At 53.6% G+C, this 16,231-nt stretch carries 21 protein-coding genes; 15 read left to right on the plus strand and 6 right to left on the minus strand.

Annotation, left to right across the window (positions count from 1 at the left end; all coding sequences use genetic code 11):
• Nucleotides 1-211: 211 nt before the first annotated feature.
• From HXY31_RS11990 to HXY31_RS12005, 4 genes are read left to right on the plus strand one after another with little or no spacing between them, the layout of a single operon-like run.
• Nucleotides 212-673 (plus strand): hypothetical protein, encoded by a 462-nt coding sequence (locus HXY31_RS11990; RefSeq protein ID WP_292643333.1) that lies wholly within the window; start codon nucleotides 212-214, stop codon nucleotides 671-673.
• 31 nt (nucleotides 674-704) lie between these two features.
• On the plus strand, nucleotides 705-1,499 hold the full coding sequence (gene tatC / locus HXY31_RS11995) for a twin-arginine translocase subunit TatC (protein ID WP_292643335.1): 795 nt from the start codon (nucleotides 705-707) through the stop codon (nucleotides 1,497-1,499).
• Between the two features lie 33 nt (nucleotides 1,500-1,532).
• Nucleotides 1,533-1,853, plus strand: a complete 321-nt coding sequence (locus tag HXY31_RS12000) for a twin-arginine translocase TatA/TatE family subunit (RefSeq protein WP_292643336.1) — start codon at nucleotides 1,533-1,535, stop codon at nucleotides 1,851-1,853.
• Between the two features lie 33 nt (nucleotides 1,854-1,886).
• Complete coding sequence (locus HXY31_RS12005; protein ID WP_342816313.1) at nucleotides 1,887-2,984, plus strand: formate--phosphoribosylaminoimidazolecarboxamide ligase family protein; 1,098 nt, start codon at nucleotides 1,887-1,889, stop codon at nucleotides 2,982-2,984.
• Here HXY31_RS12005 and HXY31_RS12010 read toward each other — a convergent pair.
• Entirely contained in the window at nucleotides 2,977-3,402 is a 426-nt protein-coding gene (locus tag HXY31_RS12010) for a bifunctional nuclease domain-containing protein (RefSeq protein WP_292643340.1), read from the minus strand. The two genes, HXY31_RS12005 and HXY31_RS12010, sit on opposite strands and share 8 nt — an antisense overlap.
• 79 nt (nucleotides 3,403-3,481) lie before the next feature.
• Here HXY31_RS12010 and HXY31_RS12015 point away from each other — a divergent pair, with 79 nt between their 5' ends.
• Nucleotides 3,482-4,309: a hypothetical protein gene (locus tag HXY31_RS12015; protein ID WP_292643341.1), complete on the plus strand. Its 828-nt coding sequence runs from the start codon at nucleotides 3,482-3,484 to the stop codon at nucleotides 4,307-4,309.
• Here HXY31_RS12015 and HXY31_RS12020 read toward each other — a convergent pair.
• Entirely contained in the window at nucleotides 4,289-4,942 is a 654-nt protein-coding gene (locus tag HXY31_RS12020) for an HAD family phosphatase (protein ID WP_292643343.1), read from the minus strand. The two genes, HXY31_RS12015 and HXY31_RS12020, sit on opposite strands and share 21 nt — an antisense overlap.
• A gap of 72 nt (nucleotides 4,943-5,014) precedes the next feature.
• Between HXY31_RS12020 and HXY31_RS12025 the strand changes: the two genes are divergently transcribed.
• The 3 genes from HXY31_RS12025 to HXY31_RS12035 all read left to right on the plus strand — a co-directional run bounded on the left by HXY31_RS12025 (nucleotide 5,015) and on the right by HXY31_RS12035 (nucleotide 7,368).
• Nucleotides 5,015-5,176 carry a hypothetical protein gene (locus HXY31_RS12025; protein ID WP_292643345.1) on the plus strand — a complete coding sequence of 54 codons (162 nt, stop codon included), beginning with the start codon at nucleotides 5,015-5,017 and terminating at the stop codon, nucleotides 5,174-5,176.
• A gap of 53 nt (nucleotides 5,177-5,229) precedes the next feature.
• The gene (gene msrA / locus HXY31_RS12030; RefSeq protein ID WP_292643347.1) at nucleotides 5,230-5,685 is read left to right on the plus strand and encodes a peptide-methionine (S)-S-oxide reductase MsrA; all 456 of its coding nucleotides are present in this window, start codon (nucleotides 5,230-5,232) and stop codon (nucleotides 5,683-5,685) included.
• A gap of 129 nt (nucleotides 5,686-5,814) precedes the next feature.
• Nucleotides 5,815-7,368, plus strand: a complete 1,554-nt coding sequence (locus HXY31_RS12035; RefSeq protein WP_292643348.1) for a HAMP domain-containing sensor histidine kinase — start codon at nucleotides 5,815-5,817, stop codon at nucleotides 7,366-7,368.
• Here HXY31_RS12035 and HXY31_RS12040 read toward each other — a convergent pair.
• Together HXY31_RS12040 and HXY31_RS12045 are read right to left on the minus strand one after the other, a co-directional pair.
• The gene (locus HXY31_RS12040) at nucleotides 7,361-7,840 is read right to left on the minus strand and encodes a hypothetical protein (RefSeq protein WP_292643350.1); all 480 of its coding nucleotides are present in this window, start codon (nucleotides 7,838-7,840) and stop codon (nucleotides 7,361-7,363) included. The two genes, HXY31_RS12035 and HXY31_RS12040, sit on opposite strands and share 8 nt — an antisense overlap.
• 67 nt (nucleotides 7,841-7,907) lie before the next feature.
• Nucleotides 7,908-8,069 carry a hypothetical protein gene (locus tag HXY31_RS12045; protein WP_292643352.1) on the minus strand — a complete coding sequence of 54 codons (162 nt, stop codon included), beginning with the start codon at nucleotides 8,067-8,069 and terminating at the stop codon, nucleotides 7,908-7,910.
• Nucleotides 8,070-8,193: 124 nt separating this feature from the next.
• On the opposite strand from HXY31_RS12045, the gene HXY31_RS12050 reads away from it, so the two are divergent.
• From HXY31_RS12050 to HXY31_RS12060, 3 genes are all read left to right on the plus strand, one after another.
• The gene (locus tag HXY31_RS12050; RefSeq protein WP_292643354.1) at nucleotides 8,194-8,559 is read left to right on the plus strand and encodes a hypothetical protein; all 366 of its coding nucleotides are present in this window, start codon (nucleotides 8,194-8,196) and stop codon (nucleotides 8,557-8,559) included.
• Nucleotides 8,560-8,602: 43 nt separating this feature from the next.
• Nucleotides 8,603-8,974, plus strand: a complete 372-nt coding sequence (locus HXY31_RS12055) for a hypothetical protein (protein ID WP_292643355.1) — start codon at nucleotides 8,603-8,605, stop codon at nucleotides 8,972-8,974.
• A gap of 104 nt (nucleotides 8,975-9,078) precedes the next feature.
• Nucleotides 9,079-10,167 carry a hypothetical protein gene (locus tag HXY31_RS12060; RefSeq protein ID WP_292643357.1) on the plus strand — a complete coding sequence of 363 codons (1,089 nt, stop codon included), beginning with the start codon at nucleotides 9,079-9,081 and terminating at the stop codon, nucleotides 10,165-10,167.
• A gap of 73 nt (nucleotides 10,168-10,240) precedes the next feature.
• Here HXY31_RS12060 and HXY31_RS12065 read toward each other — a convergent pair whose 3' ends face one another.
• Nucleotides 10,241-10,615: a hypothetical protein gene (locus HXY31_RS12065; RefSeq protein WP_292643359.1), complete on the minus strand. Its 375-nt coding sequence runs from the start codon at nucleotides 10,613-10,615 to the stop codon at nucleotides 10,241-10,243.
• A 258-nt stretch (nucleotides 10,616-10,873) separates the two neighbouring features.
• Between HXY31_RS12065 and HXY31_RS12070 the strand changes: the two genes are divergently transcribed.
• The 4 genes from HXY31_RS12070 (at nucleotide 10,874) to cas1 (ending at nucleotide 14,791) form a co-directional block, all read left to right on the plus strand.
• On the plus strand, nucleotides 10,874-12,796 hold the full coding sequence (locus HXY31_RS12070; protein WP_292643361.1) for a hypothetical protein: 1,923 nt from the start codon (nucleotides 10,874-10,876) through the stop codon (nucleotides 12,794-12,796).
• A gap of 2 nt (nucleotides 12,797-12,798) precedes the next feature.
• Nucleotides 12,799-13,548: a hypothetical protein gene (locus HXY31_RS12075; RefSeq protein ID WP_292643363.1), complete on the plus strand. Its 750-nt coding sequence runs from the start codon at nucleotides 12,799-12,801 to the stop codon at nucleotides 13,546-13,548.
• Nucleotides 13,549-13,710: 162 nt separating this feature from the next.
• Nucleotides 13,711-14,226 (plus strand): CRISPR-associated endonuclease Cas1, encoded by a 516-nt coding sequence (locus HXY31_RS12080; RefSeq protein ID WP_292643366.1) that lies wholly within the window; start codon nucleotides 13,711-13,713, stop codon nucleotides 14,224-14,226.
• The gene (cas1, locus tag HXY31_RS12085; protein WP_292643368.1) at nucleotides 14,216-14,791 is read left to right on the plus strand and encodes a CRISPR-associated endonuclease Cas1; all 576 of its coding nucleotides are present in this window, start codon (nucleotides 14,216-14,218) and stop codon (nucleotides 14,789-14,791) included. Before HXY31_RS12080 ends, cas1 begins: the two co-directional genes overlap by 11 nt.
• Here the strand turns inward: cas1 and HXY31_RS12090 are convergent.
• Nucleotides 14,783-16,078, minus strand: coding sequence for a hypothetical protein (locus HXY31_RS12090; RefSeq protein ID WP_292643370.1), 1,296 nt, complete (start codon nucleotides 16,076-16,078; stop codon nucleotides 14,783-14,785). The genes cas1 and HXY31_RS12090 overlap by 9 nt on opposite strands.
• Nucleotides 16,079-16,231: the final 153 nt, after the last annotated feature.

Consider the following 16,231-nt stretch of genomic DNA (forward strand, 5'->3'; position numbering starts at 1 on the left):
ATGCAAAATTGTATCATTTTTTCGTGCTCAAAATGTTACACAATGTAACATTTTTTCTGCTGGGTAGAAAAGGGGTCGGGACCTGTCCGGATTGGGTACAGGGTCCAAGCCTGGCTTTGTAAATGTGCAGGCAGAGGCATCTAGAGGCGGCTTTTTTACAAAGCCGGCGCCTTCGTGACGTTATTATAATGCCCCGGGTCATTGATGCCCTGTGCGCGTAAGGTACTGGCGTCTTGGCATCACCGACTTTCTGGATTCAGCGTATCCTGCGGAGAAGGCCAACCACTGGGACATAAAGTGCATGCAGGGCGAGTACGAGCACTTTGGGGTGTTCTGGTACCGCTATGGCACGCCCTTTGACAAGGAGCCGGTGCACGGCATCTGCTTTTACTTTAACGACGTTCCGAAAAAGACCGTCGACGAGCTGGCGTCATTCTTGCAGGGCAAGTTCGGCGGGCAGCTTCTTTACAGGCAGAACAGGGGTTTCTTGCAGGGCTCCAAAGAATTTGCAGACGGCAAGTCCGTAGGCATGCTTGCAAACGAGATCTCGCTCAAGTTCAACGCGCCCGTCGAGTTGACAATAGAGTTTGAGAAGGCCACCAAGGAGGACATCGACTCCGAGGCGTGGAAGCTCCCCTCCGGCAAGGCGCTCCCGATACCGGGCCCCGACTAGAATATATCCAGCATTTGACTAACATACCCTGATGGCCGCAGAGATGTCGCTTGGCGAGCACCTCGACGAGCTGAGGGTGCGGGTCATCAGGGTCGTCGTAGCAGTCATCGTCATCACAATATTCTGCATGATGTTTGACCTGCGGCCTGTCGAGTACGCCGGCGTGCAGCTTGCATACCCGTATCCTGACCCTGTGCACAACGTCTCTGCAAGGATAATGATCTACATGCAGGAAACGCTCCTGCCTGAAAACGTGACCCTTGTCCAGATAGCCCCGGGCCAGGCGTTCTTTTCGCAGGTCTACGTCGCAATTCTTGCAGGCATCATAGGCTCGATGCCGATAATAGTCAAGGAGATATCCGGCTTTATCTCGCCGGCGATAAGCCCGGGCGCAAGGAAGGGGATAGCCAGGATGACTGCGCCGGCGATAGCGCTGTTTGTGGCCGGCATCGTGTTCTCGTACCTGGTCGTCGTGCCGTACGTGCTGGTGTTCCTGTACCAGTTTGGAGAGGCGATAAACGTCGTCCCGCTTTTCAACATCACCGACTTTATCTCGTTCGTGCTCCAGTTCCTGCTTGCATTTGGCATATCGTTCGAGCTGCCGGTCCTGATGTACGGCATATCTCTGACCGGCGCCATATCGCCCAAGTTCTGGCGCGACAACCTGCGCTACGCAGTCATCATCCTAGTTGTTTTCGGGGCGATAATCACGCCTGACGGGAGCGGGGTCACGATGTGGTTTGTGGCTCTGCCCATGCTCGGCCTGTACCTCATAGGCATGCTTGCCGTCGAGAGCAGGGCGAAAAAGTTGGCCGCCCTTACCTAACACTTAAATCCCAAGGCAGACAAGTTACCCTAAATGGCCGCGGGACTGCATAACCTGCTCATGCAGATACCTACTGGAATGGAATGGATTTTCATCATAGTCATCGTGGTGGTGGTGTTCTTTGGGGTCAAAAAGATACCCGAGCTTGCGCGCACGTTTGGCAAGGCCGGCGCCGAGTACGAGAAGGCCCGGATGGAGGCAAAGCGCGAGCTCCAGCAGTTAAAGAGCTCCGGGACTGTCGGCAGGGAAAAGCTCGAGGAGATAGCCGAGTCCCTTGGCATCAACTACACCAACAAGAACGACGACGAGCTCAGGGCGGCAATTGAAGTCGAGCTCAACAAGACCAAAAAGTAGGCTTTTTATTACAACCTCCTTTTCTCTTTCATGTTGCTAGGCCACCAGCAGATAGCAGGCATTGTCAACAGATACGATGCAAAGAACATAACCATCGGCACCATAGGCAGCCACTCTGCCCTTGAGGTGATGGACGGCGCTAAGGACGAGGGCATGAGGACGGTGTGCATCTGCCAGAAGGGCCGCGACCTTCCCTACAGGCGGTTTGGGCGCCTTGCGGACGAGATAATCGTGCTTGACAAGTTCTCCGACGTCTTGAACCGGGAGAACCAGGAAAGACTTCGCGACATGAACTGCGTGATGGTGGCGCACAGGGCGTTTACCGCGTACCTGGGCTACGACAACATCGAAAATAACTTTAAAGTTCCGGTGTTCGGCAACAGGTCGCTTTTGCGCGCAGAAGAGCGCACAGCCGCGCGCAACCAGTACTACCTTCTTGAAAAAGCAGGCCTGCGCCACCCGAAGATCTACCGCAAGCCTTCCGACATCGCCGGCCCGGCGATGGTAAAGGTGCAGGAGGCAAAGCGCAAGCTCGAGCGCGCGTTTTTCATCGTGACTTCGTACGAGGACTACAAGAAAAAGTCAAAGCAAAAGATAGAACAGGGCATGGTCAGCAAGAAGGACCTTGACAACGCCGTAATCGAGGAGTACGTGCTTGGAACATACTTTAACCTCAACTTCTTCCACTCGCCTTTGACAGACGAGACAGAGTTTTTAGGCATAGAGAGGCGCCTGCAGACCAACCTCCACGACTTTGTCTCAATCCCGGCAAAGCAGCAGATGGAGCTGGACGTGCAGACGCAGAACATCGAAGTCGGCCACACGCCAGCGAGCATCCGCGAGTCGCTTTTAGAAAAGGTGTTTGAGATGGGCGACAAGTTTGCAGGCGCGGTGAAAAAAGAGTACCCTCCGGGCATAATAGGCCCCATTTCACTGCAGAGCGTGGTAACCACCGACCTTGACTTTGTCGTCTACGACGTCTCGCTGAGAGTGCCCGGGAATCCCATAATGGCGACCACGAGCCCTTACACGAAATACTACTTCGGCCACACGATGGGCGTCGGGCGCAGGATTGCGATGGAGATAAAGAACGCTGCAAAAGAGCGGCGGCTGGCAGACATCGTTACTTGACGTCTATTGCCTCTTCAAACAGGCTCTTTCTGACCTTTATCGGGATGTCATAGTAGGCCGCAAGCGCAATAGAATCTGACGCGCGGTAGTTGCGCAGGATGAGCTCGCCCTTGCGGGTCTTGAAGTAGAGGTTTGCCCGAAGAACGGTCCCGCTCTGGTAGACGCGCACTTCCGTCAGGAGCAGGTCGCCCATGGCCGCAAGCTCCTCCACCAGGTTGTAGATGGTAGGTATGGCGCCCTTGTCGCCTTCCTGAAAGCGCGAGATGTGCCTTGCGACCTCGCCTGAAAAAGCCCGCATCGGGAACTCCTTGCCATCCTCGGATTTCAGGATGACAACGCCTTCAAGTCCGACCTGGTCCACAAACCCCACGTAGCTTATCCGGGCGTTGACATAGTCGTCAGGAGCTTCCTCTGACATCTGACGCTAAATCCGCACTACTCCGAATTAAGGGTTTGCCGGCGATACGATTTAATCCCAAACCCGCATATACGCACGCATGGCCTGGAAGGCAGGCCGCGAAAGCGGCTTCAGGACGCTCTTTGTAGGCGCCTTCTCACTTGCGATTGCGTTTATCATATACTCCAGCCTCTCGGGCACCTCCGGCACGGTGCAGCCGCAGGACCTGACGGGCATGGCGTACGCCACGCTTGCCATTACGGCAGCCTCTATGGCTGCTGCCACCTACGGCGCGTACAGGATATTTCGCGCAGAGCAGGCGCGCCTTGCAGGTGGCTCAAGCCTGATGTCGTTTGTCACCGGCGCGTTTTCTGACAAAAGATACTGGAAGATGATGGCAGTCTCTGCGATAGGCTACGGCATATTCTTTGGCTTTCTTTCGCAGATACTTGTATTGAGGCCCGACGTGTCTTTTTCGGAGCAAGGCATAGCAGTCCCGTCGGCAGAGATGATCCCGTGCTGCGGCGCGCCGGGATACATGCCCATGTTCACGGTCTACTTCACCGACCACTTTTTGCTCCTCGTGATACCTGTAAACGTGATTCTTGCAGCCGTGGTCTCGATGATGGTCGGCTTCAACATCGCCTTGAGCGCCTACGCGTACAGGCTGAGGAAAACGGTTCAAACCAACATGTCGATTGTGGGCGGGCTTGGCGCCACGACCGGCCTGTTTGTTGGGTGCCCTACCTGCGCCGGCAGCCTGCTTTCTGCGGTGCTCGGCTTTGGCGTGATAGGGGCGGGGGCCAGCGCAAGTGCCCTTGCGCCGTTTCAGACCCTGTTCATAGCAGCAAGCCTGCCTGCGCTTGCGATAGCGCCATTACTTCTTGCAAGGAGCATAAGGTCGATTTCAAGGTGCAGCGTCAAGTAATCTTATGACCTGCATCATGTCCGGCGTCGCCACCACGTTTTCGCTTGCGTTTCTCACGTCGTCGTCTTTAGGCATGAACGCCACGCCAAAGCCGGCGCGCCTTATCATGCAGATGTCCGCACGGGTGTCGCCCACGGCAAGGGTGTCCACAAGCTGGACGCCAAACATGTCCGCGTATTTTTCCAGGTGGTAGCGCTTGCACACAGACAGATGGCAAAAGCAGCCTATCTTTTCCCAGCCCATCGGCATGTTCACCCTGCCCGTTGCGACGCTGTTTTCAAAGACAAGGTCGTTTGCCGCGACAAAGTCCATGCCAAGGCGCGACGCGACGACGCCAGCTGCAGCGGTGTAGCTGTCGCTTATTATGCCTGTCTTGTAGTCGCGCCCCTTTAGCGCCGATACTGCCTGTTCGGCGTTTTTTGAAAGCGGTATGGACTCTACTGCAGACTCGACGTCGCGTCTTGTCACGCCCGCAAACAGGCCGGCTATCATGGCAGTCTTTTCATGAGAGGCAAGCTTTTCGTCGGACTGGATGGCCCTGACCCTGCCGTCAAGCCCCATCCTTTCAGAGAGCGCGAACACCAGCCGGCCGTCAAGGAGCGTGCCGTCCATGTCAAACGCCGCAAGCTTCACAGAAGGTATTCTGCGCAGACGGCACAAAACTGTTGCGGATTGTTTATTTGGCAATGCGCGCAGCCAGAACCGGTGCAGGACCGCAAGTACCAGAAAAAAAAGGCGGCAGTCGACAAGTTCATCAGGAAGAACCACACGACAGACCACGCGGTCATCCTGAACAACGTGGACGTAGACTACGAAACCCTCATGCAGATCCTCGACGAGCTGCGCAGGGAAGGCCGGATCTCCTGATCCGGTATCAAACTGGAAAAAGGCTTAATTTCCCATCCTGTGCAAGTCAGTGCATGAAGGCCACATTTGGGATGGGATGTTTCTGGTGCTCCGAGGACGTTTTCATGAAGATAAAGGGGGTCAGGTCGACTGCCGTCGGCTACATGGGAGGCAGGCTCGAGAACCCCACGTACGAGCAGGTCTGCACCGACAGGACCGGCCACGCGGAAGTGGTGCAGGTGGACTATGACCCGGAAGCTGTCTCGTTTGAAGAGCTGCTCATGGTCTTTTTCGCAAACCACGACCCGACGACTCCAAACAGGCAGGGGCCGGACATGGGCACGCAGTACAGGTCGGCGGTATTCTTCCACTCGCCCGAGCAAGAGTCTGCCGCAAAGGCTATGATAGAGCGACTGCAGCCACGCGTGAGCAGAAAGATAGTGACTGAAATAACGCCCGCGTCGGCTTTCTGGAAGGCAGAAGAGTACCACCAGAAATACTATGTAAAGTGCGGGCTTCGGATGCACTAGGTGGTTTTGCAAAGTTGCCACATTAGGAGCCAGATTGTACCCCTAAACGGCTACATCTGATTACCCGTATCCAAAAGTGTGCGACACTCTTTTATCTTCATCAAACCTACCGTATGGCGGAGCCGGCTGGTGCGGGAGACCACTTTTGTAGTCAGCGGAGGCGAGGAGACCACCAAGACAATACTGGGCTTTCTGTCCGACGCCAGGACCATCGACGTCGTCGCAAGCTCTGAAGCGCCAAGCGTCGCCATGAAGGTAGAGCAGATAAGCATGGGCCTTGTCAACGCAGTCAGCAAGGGCGCCAAGATAAGGTTCCTGACGGAGATAACCCCGGACAACGTCGAAGTTGCAAAGGAGCTTGCCAAGATAGCCGAAGTCAGGCACCTTGACAATATCAAGGGCGGCAGCGCGATTTCGGAAAACGCGTTCATGTCAACGACGCTTCTTGTCAAGGAAAAGCCGGTGCCACAGCTCATCTACAGCAGCGCAAAAGAGATCGTCGAGCAGCAGCGCTACACGTTTGAGATGCTCTGGGCAATGTCAAGGCCGGCGCAGCAGAGGTTCTCGGAGATACACGACGGAAGAGAGCGCGAATTTATGGAATTGATAACCGACCACGCGGAGGCAAGCAAGACCTTTGCCGAGCTTGTAAGGTCTGCGGAGAAGAAGGTGTCGCTCCTCCTGCCGCACAGGACGTCGTTTGCAAAGTCAAGGGCAGCCGGCGTCATAGAGGCGCTTGCAGACAAGGCCCGGATAAAGCACGCAGAAGTCAGGATAATATCGCCCCTGGGCGACGAGGACAGGGAGTACCTGGCGTCCGTGGCGCCCAAGCTGAAGGTGGTGAGCGGCCAGGAATCAAGCATGAGCCTGCTCATCGTCGACGACAAAAAGTGCATCGTGGTTGAAGAAAGCGAGGGCGACGAGCAGGCAAGGGGGTTCATACTTTACACAAACAGCCCGCCTGCAGTCAGGTCGTTCCGCACGCTTTTTGACATCCAGTGGCGCGAGCTAGCGCTAATAGACAGCCTGCTCTCGACTGGCAGGCAGAGGGACGAGTTCATAAGCGTGGCCGCGCACGAGCTTCGAAACCCCATAACCCCCATCATGCTTTTCGTGGACGGCCTGCGGGAAGAGATGGGCGAGAGGCCCGAGATAGCAGGCATTGTCAGGAACACGAGGCGACTGCAGAGGCTCATACAGGACATACTCGACGTGGCAAAGGTGGACAACAAGAATCTGATACTAAGAAAGGCCGAGTTTGACATGAACGCGCTGCTCAAGGAGGCGTGCGCGGACGCGCAGAACCAGGTAAGGAGCAAAAACGTCAGGGTGGTGTTCGAGCCTGCAGGCAAGTTAGTGGTTAACGCCGACGAGGCAAGGGTCTCGCAGGTGGTCTACAACCTGCTTGACAACGCGCTCAAGTTCACCCAGAAAGGCACGATAAAAGTAGCCACAAAGAAATCTGGCGGAGAGGTCGAGGTGAGCGTGCGCGACGAGGGCACCGGCATAAGCCCCAAGGTGATGCCCCGGCTCTTTGAAAAGTTTGTCACAGCTTCAGATTCCGGCACAGGGATCGGGCTCTACCTTTCAAAGGCGATAATGGAGGCCCACGACGGCAGGATATGGGCCGAGAACAACAAGAGCAAGGGCGCGACTTTCTACTTCTCGATACCTGCTACCTGAAAAGGAGCGACAGCGCGACTGCAAAGGGCACGTGTATCGTGACCTTGTCCGTGGCGGCGTTGTAGACGCCGTAAATGCCGTCGACATCGACGTTGCTGTATGTCTTTGTAAATATGCCGTTTATCTCGACCATCCTGCCCTGTACGTCTACGTCGATTCGCGTGGTGGACTGGTCCAGCTTTGACGGGCTAAGCTTCATCAGGACGTCCTGCGCGCTCACCTTGAAACCCGCTATCTCCCGCTCTATCTCTGCTATAGCAAATTGGCTCGGCTCGCTTTTCGCAATCAGATCGTCTTTGACCTGCTCGCTTGGGAACAGCTCAGAAGAGTCCACGTCAAGTTTGTACTCGAAAAAGCCCATAAAGCCCGTGGCAAGGTCCCCTGGCCCTGCCGCGTAGGCCGGCCGTACAGCAAAGGCGCTTGCTGCAAGGAGCGAAACGGCGACTGCAACCCAAGCTTTACCACCTCTCAAGAGCATTAGGCGATTGGCGAACTCGATGGGCGGGGCAGGTCTAAAACTGTTATGGATCCTTCATACATCATGCGGCGTCAGGCACGCTTACAGCAGTTACCGCCTGCCTTAAAATGCCGCAATAGTGTACGGCCTCGCCGTCGTCGTTGCAGGTCATGCTGTCCTTTCGGTAGTACTCGCAGTAGCGAGAGAACCTGCACGGCTCTGTCAGGCGGAAGAACCTCCGCATTGCCTCAATATGTGCGAGGGCCAGCCCGATAAGCAGGCAGGTGTAGAGATTGTTACATACGCTGCCTGTCTGTCTAAAAAAGGCCGTGCTTTTTCATATAAGGCCGGCCGCGCGATTTTTGCACATGGTCGGCCCGGCAAAGGCGATGGGTATGGGGATAACGATGTTTGTCATACTCATAATGAGCGTAGTTGGGATGGGAATGGCGCCCAAGATCCCCGGCATCGCAGGGGGAGCCGCGCCGTTTCTTTCAAGCAACGGCTCTGGCAACGCGACCGAGTCCGCGCAGGGCTTGAAATCGCTTGCCGCAAAGAACAACGAGATGAAGGACACCATGCGCCAAGAGATCGACAAAGAAGCAAGTGCGATGCTGCAGAAATGCGCCGAATCTGGCGAGTGCGAAGACCTGGAGTTGCTAAAAGAAATGTGCTCAAACAACATACTGAAGCTGGAATCGTGCAGTGACCCGAGGCTGTGGCAGCTGGGCTGAATTTCGAATAGAGGCGCCGCTGAAACGCTTTTCTAGCAGGCTCTTGTTCAAGCCCCCAGTGGACTATACCGACTTTTGCAAGAAGGTGGTAGAGGACGACCCGAGCGTGATTCTTGCAGGCGTGATTTCCATAAACAAAGTCCTGGGCCTGTACATCAGGCCCGGCGGCTGGGCGCCTGACGAGAAGGACATACCCAGATTCATCACCCAGGTCCAGATGGCAGTAGGCATACCGCAGACGAATGAAAAGTACTTTGGGCCGGTGGGGTACGTGATGATCAATTTCCGGGACCTCGACAACTTTAACTTCCCGATGGGACAGCAGCTGATGCTTGTAATCCTTGCAAAAGACCCTTACGACCACAGGGCGCTTGTCAGGAAAATAAGGAACAGCATTATGACTGCGTCAGCATAGTATCAGACACGGCGAGCGGAAAAGACGTTAAAGGAGACGATGTAGAGGCGGCATCTGTACAAACTTATAATTAGATTTAAGTATGAATTGAGAGTGGTTCCGGTATGAAAAGAACGTTGATTATAGCAGGGCTTCTGGTCCTGATACTGACAGTTTCAGTTGCGGGAACATTGACTCCTGCAATCATAGCAAACGCGCAGGAGGACGACCAGACCGATGAGTCGAGAGACGATGAGCGCGGGCAGGAAGACGATTCCTCTGATTCTGAAGATGACGGAGCAAGCGACGATGAAGAGGATGACGACAGAGGAGCATCAGCTGACAGGAGAAACGACCAGAGCACAGACAGTGAACGTGATAGGGAACATGACAGAGACCAGTCTGAATCCAAGACCAAGATTGCTGTCGAAGACGATGGCCTTGAAATCGAGCTAAAGATCCAAGGTCTTGACTTGGAGTACGGCACCTACAGCGCCCTGCTGTCATGCACTAACCCTGCAGTCAACCTTAACCTGGAAGACGCTTTCAAGGTGGAAGGCGGCAAAGGAGAGCTTGAATCCGACATAGAATTGGATGCTGGTACTTACTCCGACTGCAAGCTTCAGCTTGAGCAGACAGACATGACCCTGAACATCGGCTCGTTTACCATAGTCGGCGAAGAGGACGACCAGGACAGAGAAAGGCGCGAGGACAGGGACAGAGAGATTGTCGAAAACCATGACGCAAGAGAGATACACGACAGGCACACGAGCGCGCAGCCGGCAAGTCCGGGTGAATACGAGCCCGGCGCACGATACATGCTCTCGGCAACAGGCTTGGCTGACAATAGCACGTCAACAGCAAACGCCAGCGTCAATGCAACGCTGGGAGTATGGAAGTCCGTCAGGTCGCTTGTACTGTTTGACGTCTTGGGCGGCAATGTGACCATAGGCGACAAGGCATACACAATCCAGATTGGATATGCCATATACTCCGACAATGGCGATGTCCTCAGGATGCGCGCTCTTGCGACAGATGACGCCACGGGAGACATAGTCAAGCTGTCCTTGAGGGGCAATGCAGACGAGACTGCGGAACTTCCAAAAGACAGCGGAGAGAACATCGCCCTGGCGTTTGAAGGAAACAGCGGCATGTTCAGGAACGAGGTCAACGGATGGGAGCTGACGATGGAAGGATACGTGGAAGCGGCGTAGCTCCTTCTCACCTTTTCTTAATTTTTTAAAATTCCAATTGTTACCGGCGTACTACGCCATGTACACAAGTCCCTTAACTAAAGAGCCACGCCCACCACGGAGCTGCAAACGGAACGTCACCGTGTACCTTTATCCTGGCGTCAGAGCCGTACTTGCGGAGCTGGCCTTGCAGCACGCTTGCAATTCCAAGAGTCGCGCCTCTCATGTTGTGCATCTCTTGCGGTAGGACCGTCTCAAACATCTTTTTTGCAAAATCCTGCGTGACAAAGACATCGTAGAACCACCAGCCTGCGGCAAGCTGCGCACTTTCGCTGAACCTAAAGCCGTCCTTGGTATGGGTCATTTCTTGAAGACCTGCGAACATGACCTTTATGATTTGCAGGTCCTTTTCAAAGTCATTCGAGGCTATTGTAAAGGTAGGGTACATCTGCTGTGTGTTTTCTGACACGACTGTTATTCGCAGAACGCGCTCTTATGCCAATCGCAACAGTGTTACCCATCACATTTCTGTTGTAAAAAAAGCGGCACAAAAGTGTGGAAAAAAAGGTTTCTCTTTTTATGGAATGTCTAGATTCGTTTGATTGTTGCAAGAGGACAATAATCGGGCCGGAATAGTCAAATGTCTAACCATGTTTTTGGGATTATTATGGTGGGATATCGAATCTGCTTGCAGAATGCTTAAAAACACCTTATATGGACAAAGGCTGTGTCTTTAACTAGTAATTGTGACATTTATGCAGCAATTCAGGACGCTGGAATCAACAGGTTTGTCAGGCACATAATGCGCCAGCGGCCGTCTCTCTTTAACTATGGAACCCCACTTGTGGCGTCCAACCCGCAGCTGCTCTGCGAGCCGATAGACGTAGCGCCAGAGGTAGGCGCAAACCATAACCCCGTCGTCACGAGCCTTGACCCGCTCCCTGTCATCGGGCTGACAGGCTTTCCCCCTGGCTCGATAGGCTCGTCCGGTCTGGCGCTTAATTTCGGAGTCCAGCTTTCCAAGGGCGAAATAGACTTTTTCAGGGGTAATGTCTTTACGCTTCCTCCAGAGCTCAGCCCACTTGCCAGCCAGCGCATGGCAGTGCATTTCCGGGTCTGCGCGGGCATCGGATGCCCCTCGAGGGACATCGTTCTGCCCGGGAGGCTTTCGACTTTTGATACAAGCATTGTCAAAGAACGTGTGTTGCATTCCGCGTCATCGCTGCGCGACGCCCTGCCGGCCAACGTCATCCTTCCTGGCCGCGAGAGCACCACGACCCTGCCCACCACAAAGCTGGAATGCTTCTGCCTTGACCTGTTCGCTACCGCCGGCTGCAAGATAACGGGTGTGCCCGGGAGCCAGAGGATAGATCCCCGCGTCGACGGCATAGAGATAGTGGACCTGAAACCGGAGGGGCTGGAAAATTCGATCGAGTGCTATGCCCGGCTGGTCCTCAACCATGGAATCCTTCCTCCCGTTATGGATTATGCGTCAAGGCTGGCGTTTGGCCTGTTCAACTTTGCCACCAGCACGCCTGACGTGCAGGTTTCAGGCGGCATCCAAGTCTCGGCTTCGACGACTGTCCCGAACAACCCCGCCATCGAAGACGACCAGCTCAAGGTGTTCGTCAAGCTGGACAAGGTGGACCTGAAAATACAGGTCTCGCCGAGCGGCTCGGGTGGCGGCGGAGGGGGAGGGGGCGGAGGCACGATAACCAGGACTGTGCGCCCGCGCACCCGCACGGGGACATTTGACCTGACAGCCGCAATATCTGAAGGCGCGTTCAAAAAGATCTACGGCGCCGTGCTGAAAGGCTTCAGTTTTTCCAAGTCAGGCTCTGGCAGCGCCGGCATCTTTACCGCGTCGTACTCTGTGGCCGCGCACCTGGAAGGCGGCACCATCGACCTGCGTAGCAACGGCTCGATAGTGGTGAGCGAGCTTGACGTAAAGTGGGACACTCTGCAGCTGACCGTCGGCATAGACATCCCGACAACAACTATAGGCGGCTTTTGCATCATCCCCAACCCGCTTGGAGGATGCCTAGTCTCGGCGCCTTCAATAGACCTGTTCACGGGCAGCCCGGACATCTCGATTCCCATCAACCTGAGCGGCGTTATCACGTCTGAAATCACGTTCAGCGCGATCCCTAAGGCGTTCTACGGGGTTGGCACCGGCGTACCAAACAGGTGGCAGATAGCCCTCGTGCCGACGCTCCCTATAGACCTGGACATAATCGACATCGCCGACACGATCGGAGACCTCTTCCACAACATGATAGTGGACGCCATAGACAGCCTGCTGGGTTCCCTGGGACTTGATCAGTGGGCGATTGACTTTATCGACTTTGTCCTGGGCGGGATAGAAGGGATAATCCGGACCGTGCTTGACATACCCGACGACGTCGGCGAGTTCCTGCTGGATCTGATAGGCAACTTGGGCATATTCCAGGCGCTCATTGACGCGATAAGCCAGTACATCGCCATAACGCTGTTTGAGCTTGAGGATCCGCTTGAAATCCTGCCGGCCAACCCGGCGCCGACGCCTTCAAACCCGGTCGCCCCCCTTATCCCGGTAAAGATACCGATAGAGTTCCTCGGCATCAGGGTTAATACAAACGAGATGGTAGTGGAAGGAGACGTGGGGAGCTAGGCATGAACCTGAACATAAACCGCAACCTGTTTGCCCAAGTAAACATCGACAGCGGGTCGCTTTCCATGATGACCACAGTCGTCCACAGGTTCGACAGGCCGGGCAATTACGAGTGTGCAGTCACGCAGCGGGATGTCACGTCGCGCAGGTTTGCAATCATGGTGGCAGAAGGCGGACCGAGTGCGGCCATGCAGTCCCAGGCGCCGCAGCCTTTTCAGCCGGCGCAGGTCAGCATCAACCTGAAAGACACGGCTCCTGACCTTTACACCCTAAAGGCAGGCGGATACGCGGTGTTCCACGTCTCGGCAGGATCCGGCTACGCGGTCGAGGTATACAGGTCCGAGAAGGGCGTCCAGGCAAAGGTGTTTGACAGCCGCGAGTTGAAAGACGGTGACGTGCTGTCTGCACTGGTCATCCGGCCCGGCACCTATTCTGTTACAAACACGATAAACAATACTAAGGCGGAGCTTGTGGTGAATTATCCTGAGCTGGGCAAGGCGCGCAGGAACCTGCCTCCAGTCAACGTCGAGTGCACCGCGCAGGGAATAGGACAAGGCAGGATTCAGATAGACCCGACTCAGGGGCTGGTGTTCACCTGCAGGGTGCCGTCCAGAATAAAGATAGAGCTGGCCCGGCCCGAGGACAGGCCTTCCAGATTATTCAAGGGTCGCGTCCTTGCCCGTCGGGAAAAGGCCGGAAGGAAGATCGTCCGCAAGTACAGGCTGATGCCGAGCGGCGGTACCCAACCCTGACCTGCATCATAACGTAGACACTGCGTGCAAAACCCTGAAGAAAAGGGTGAGACAGGATTTTACTCCTTGTCTATAAAAATAGCCATCCCCCGTCCCACGCTCGCAAATCCGCGTGCTGTCGTAAAGTACTTTGTCTGCGGGGCCCCTTAACGGGCCCAGAGCATGACGCTGAAGGGAAAGAAGAATCATTACGGGGTAAAGCTGCTGAGGGGGTACGGCGTTTCAATCAACCTAAAGGACAACCGGATATGCTTGAAAGGTGGAAGAGACCCTTTTACCGGCGAACAGGGGACAGAGGAATGGTTTGTAACTCAGATACCGTATGAGAGGATTGTAATTTCTGGCAAGGGCTACTTGTCAACGGAAGCAGTCAAGCTGCTGACAGACCACAACATCAACATCATCCTGACAGACACTTACGGAAACCTGATAACGGCAATGCACAAGGTCATGTCAAGCCCTACTGCTACAAATTACCGTATAGCGCAATATGACACTTTTCGCAATCCTGAAAAAGTCGCGTACCTGCAAAAGCAGACATTGAAAGCGAAATTAGAAAGCCAGATTCAGTTCTTGCAGTCAATCCATCGGCCAGAGGTGCAGGAGGCAATTGATGGACTATCTTCGTATATTACGAAAATTGAGTGCAAAAGACAAGCGCGACCTTTTGACAATTGAAGCAAGGGCAGGACACCTTTACTTTAGGAATTATGCCAAGTTGTTTGACAAGAAGTATGGCTTTGTCTCACGCAATGGCGGCGGGATAAAGACAGGAAACCGGTACGCGTCTGACCCTATCAACGGATTGCTAAACTATGGCTATACAGTGCTTGCCGGAGAGATTGCCAAGTACGTCAACGGCCTTGGCCTTGACCCTTACTATGGCTTTTTCCACACCATGCATAATTCCTTTCAGGCGCTAGTGTATGACCTGATAGAGCCTTTTCGGTGGTTGGTAGAGTACGCTGCTTACAAAATTGCATCTGACACTAACCACAACTATCGCATAACCAAGAAAGACTATGTATGGACAAGGGAAGGAAGGATCGTACTGGATGACGGCTTGATAAGGCGATTCTTGGAACTATTGGAAAGGAAATTCCAGTCAGAAAGGCCGTACAAATTCAAGCATGGTATAAAGCGGCGCGATGGATTGTCAATGTGTCAGGAAATTACGATAGCCAAAATATTCAGTCAGGATATGGCCGATTATTGTGTGAATTCTCTGCCTATTTTATTGTGAAGGAGAGGCAGGTAAGGAATATTTTTGGCTGAAATCATAGATAGTAGCGATGTATCTCTTGTTGAGTAGTTTGGCTATGCGTTCCCCAAGACCCTTCCCTTCAAAATACTGATCAGCGACGTTCACTCCTAGAGCAGCCAATAATCCAACCGGGCTTGCAGCGGGTGGGAGAACCATTGAACTCAATCCAAGCCCCGCTAATCCAAGCGCTATTCTAAACCCACCTTGGATGACCTTGCTTGCTTTGCCAATCCGCTGAGCAGTACTCCATATGTTATTCATTATGTCTTCAAGCTCCCTTACGTCGCTTACGACATTATCCATCATCTGTTCCTTTACCCCCTTGTCTAGCGACTGAAGAACCTTGTACAATTGTTCTTTATCGTAATGCTCTATGACATCAAGGCAACCATAGTAGCTAGAAGGATTGATGGCTATCTTTTGCATTAAGAATTTGCCGATCTCTATGGGGTACTTTATCGAGCTGGTCTGAGGTAAACCCAATGCGTCAAGTCCGAATGCCTTAACTCTTTTGAGGCTAAAGTTTGTATTTCCTCTAAGACCACTAAATAGCGGATCTGTCGCTTGGGCTATTGCGCCAAGACCAATGTCGGCTATCTCAGGCTCATCAATCATTAGGGCACTAAGCCATTCAAGGAGGTCGTCTTGACGAAGGACTTTTAGCCTGACATAGGTCGATTGCCTGTTAAGCATAGTTACCTGAAACGCGTTATCATAGCTGTCTCCCACTTGCTTTCGCACTGAATCTTCTACGTGCTTGGCGAATGAAATACTTGCCAACGCTCGGAATTCTTCTTGCCAACGGATTACATCACCATCTTTGGTATATGCTGAGTAGGGTACAGTCTGCATGAGCGGAGGATTCAGCTGCTCGAAAATTGGATCCAAGTAATCAAGGCCCTCATAAAAAAGTGGGTCAGCTGCCAACATGAATTGGACTCGCCCGGTTTCTTTTGCAAGGTCTATCAATTTGTTTATATCGCTTTTGTCGAAAGCGGTTGCGGTTAGAAGGTCTTTTTCAGGTACTGGGTGCAGTGGAATAATGAGTGTTCCTGCAAATGGGATTTGAGACCATATCTTCTCATTATCAAAGTAGAAGACTCGTCGATCTGCAATCACAATTGGCTCGATGAGTCTAGTGCTAAACCTACTTGGCTCCGGAAATCTATCACTTTCTGACAGTCCACTGGTTTGGACTTTCTTAAAATACCTGTCAAGTTCTTGGAGCTCTTTCTGACTATAATCTTGCAACCACTCTCGTTTCATTGCAACAGGCTCAGAGCCATATCGGAATCTGTGCAATTAATACTTACTTTGCTAAGTGTGTGGCATGCGAATCTGTTTAGTGGCGACTTGCCCTTCCTGTTCGGGGTGATAATTCTCGTCATGCTCATCCTTCCATTCAATATCGCTCTCCTT

The sequence above is a fragment of the Nitrososphaera sp. genome, assembly GCF_013388945.1.
Taxonomy (GTDB): domain Archaea; phylum Thermoproteota; class Nitrososphaeria; order Nitrososphaerales; family Nitrososphaeraceae; genus Nitrososphaera.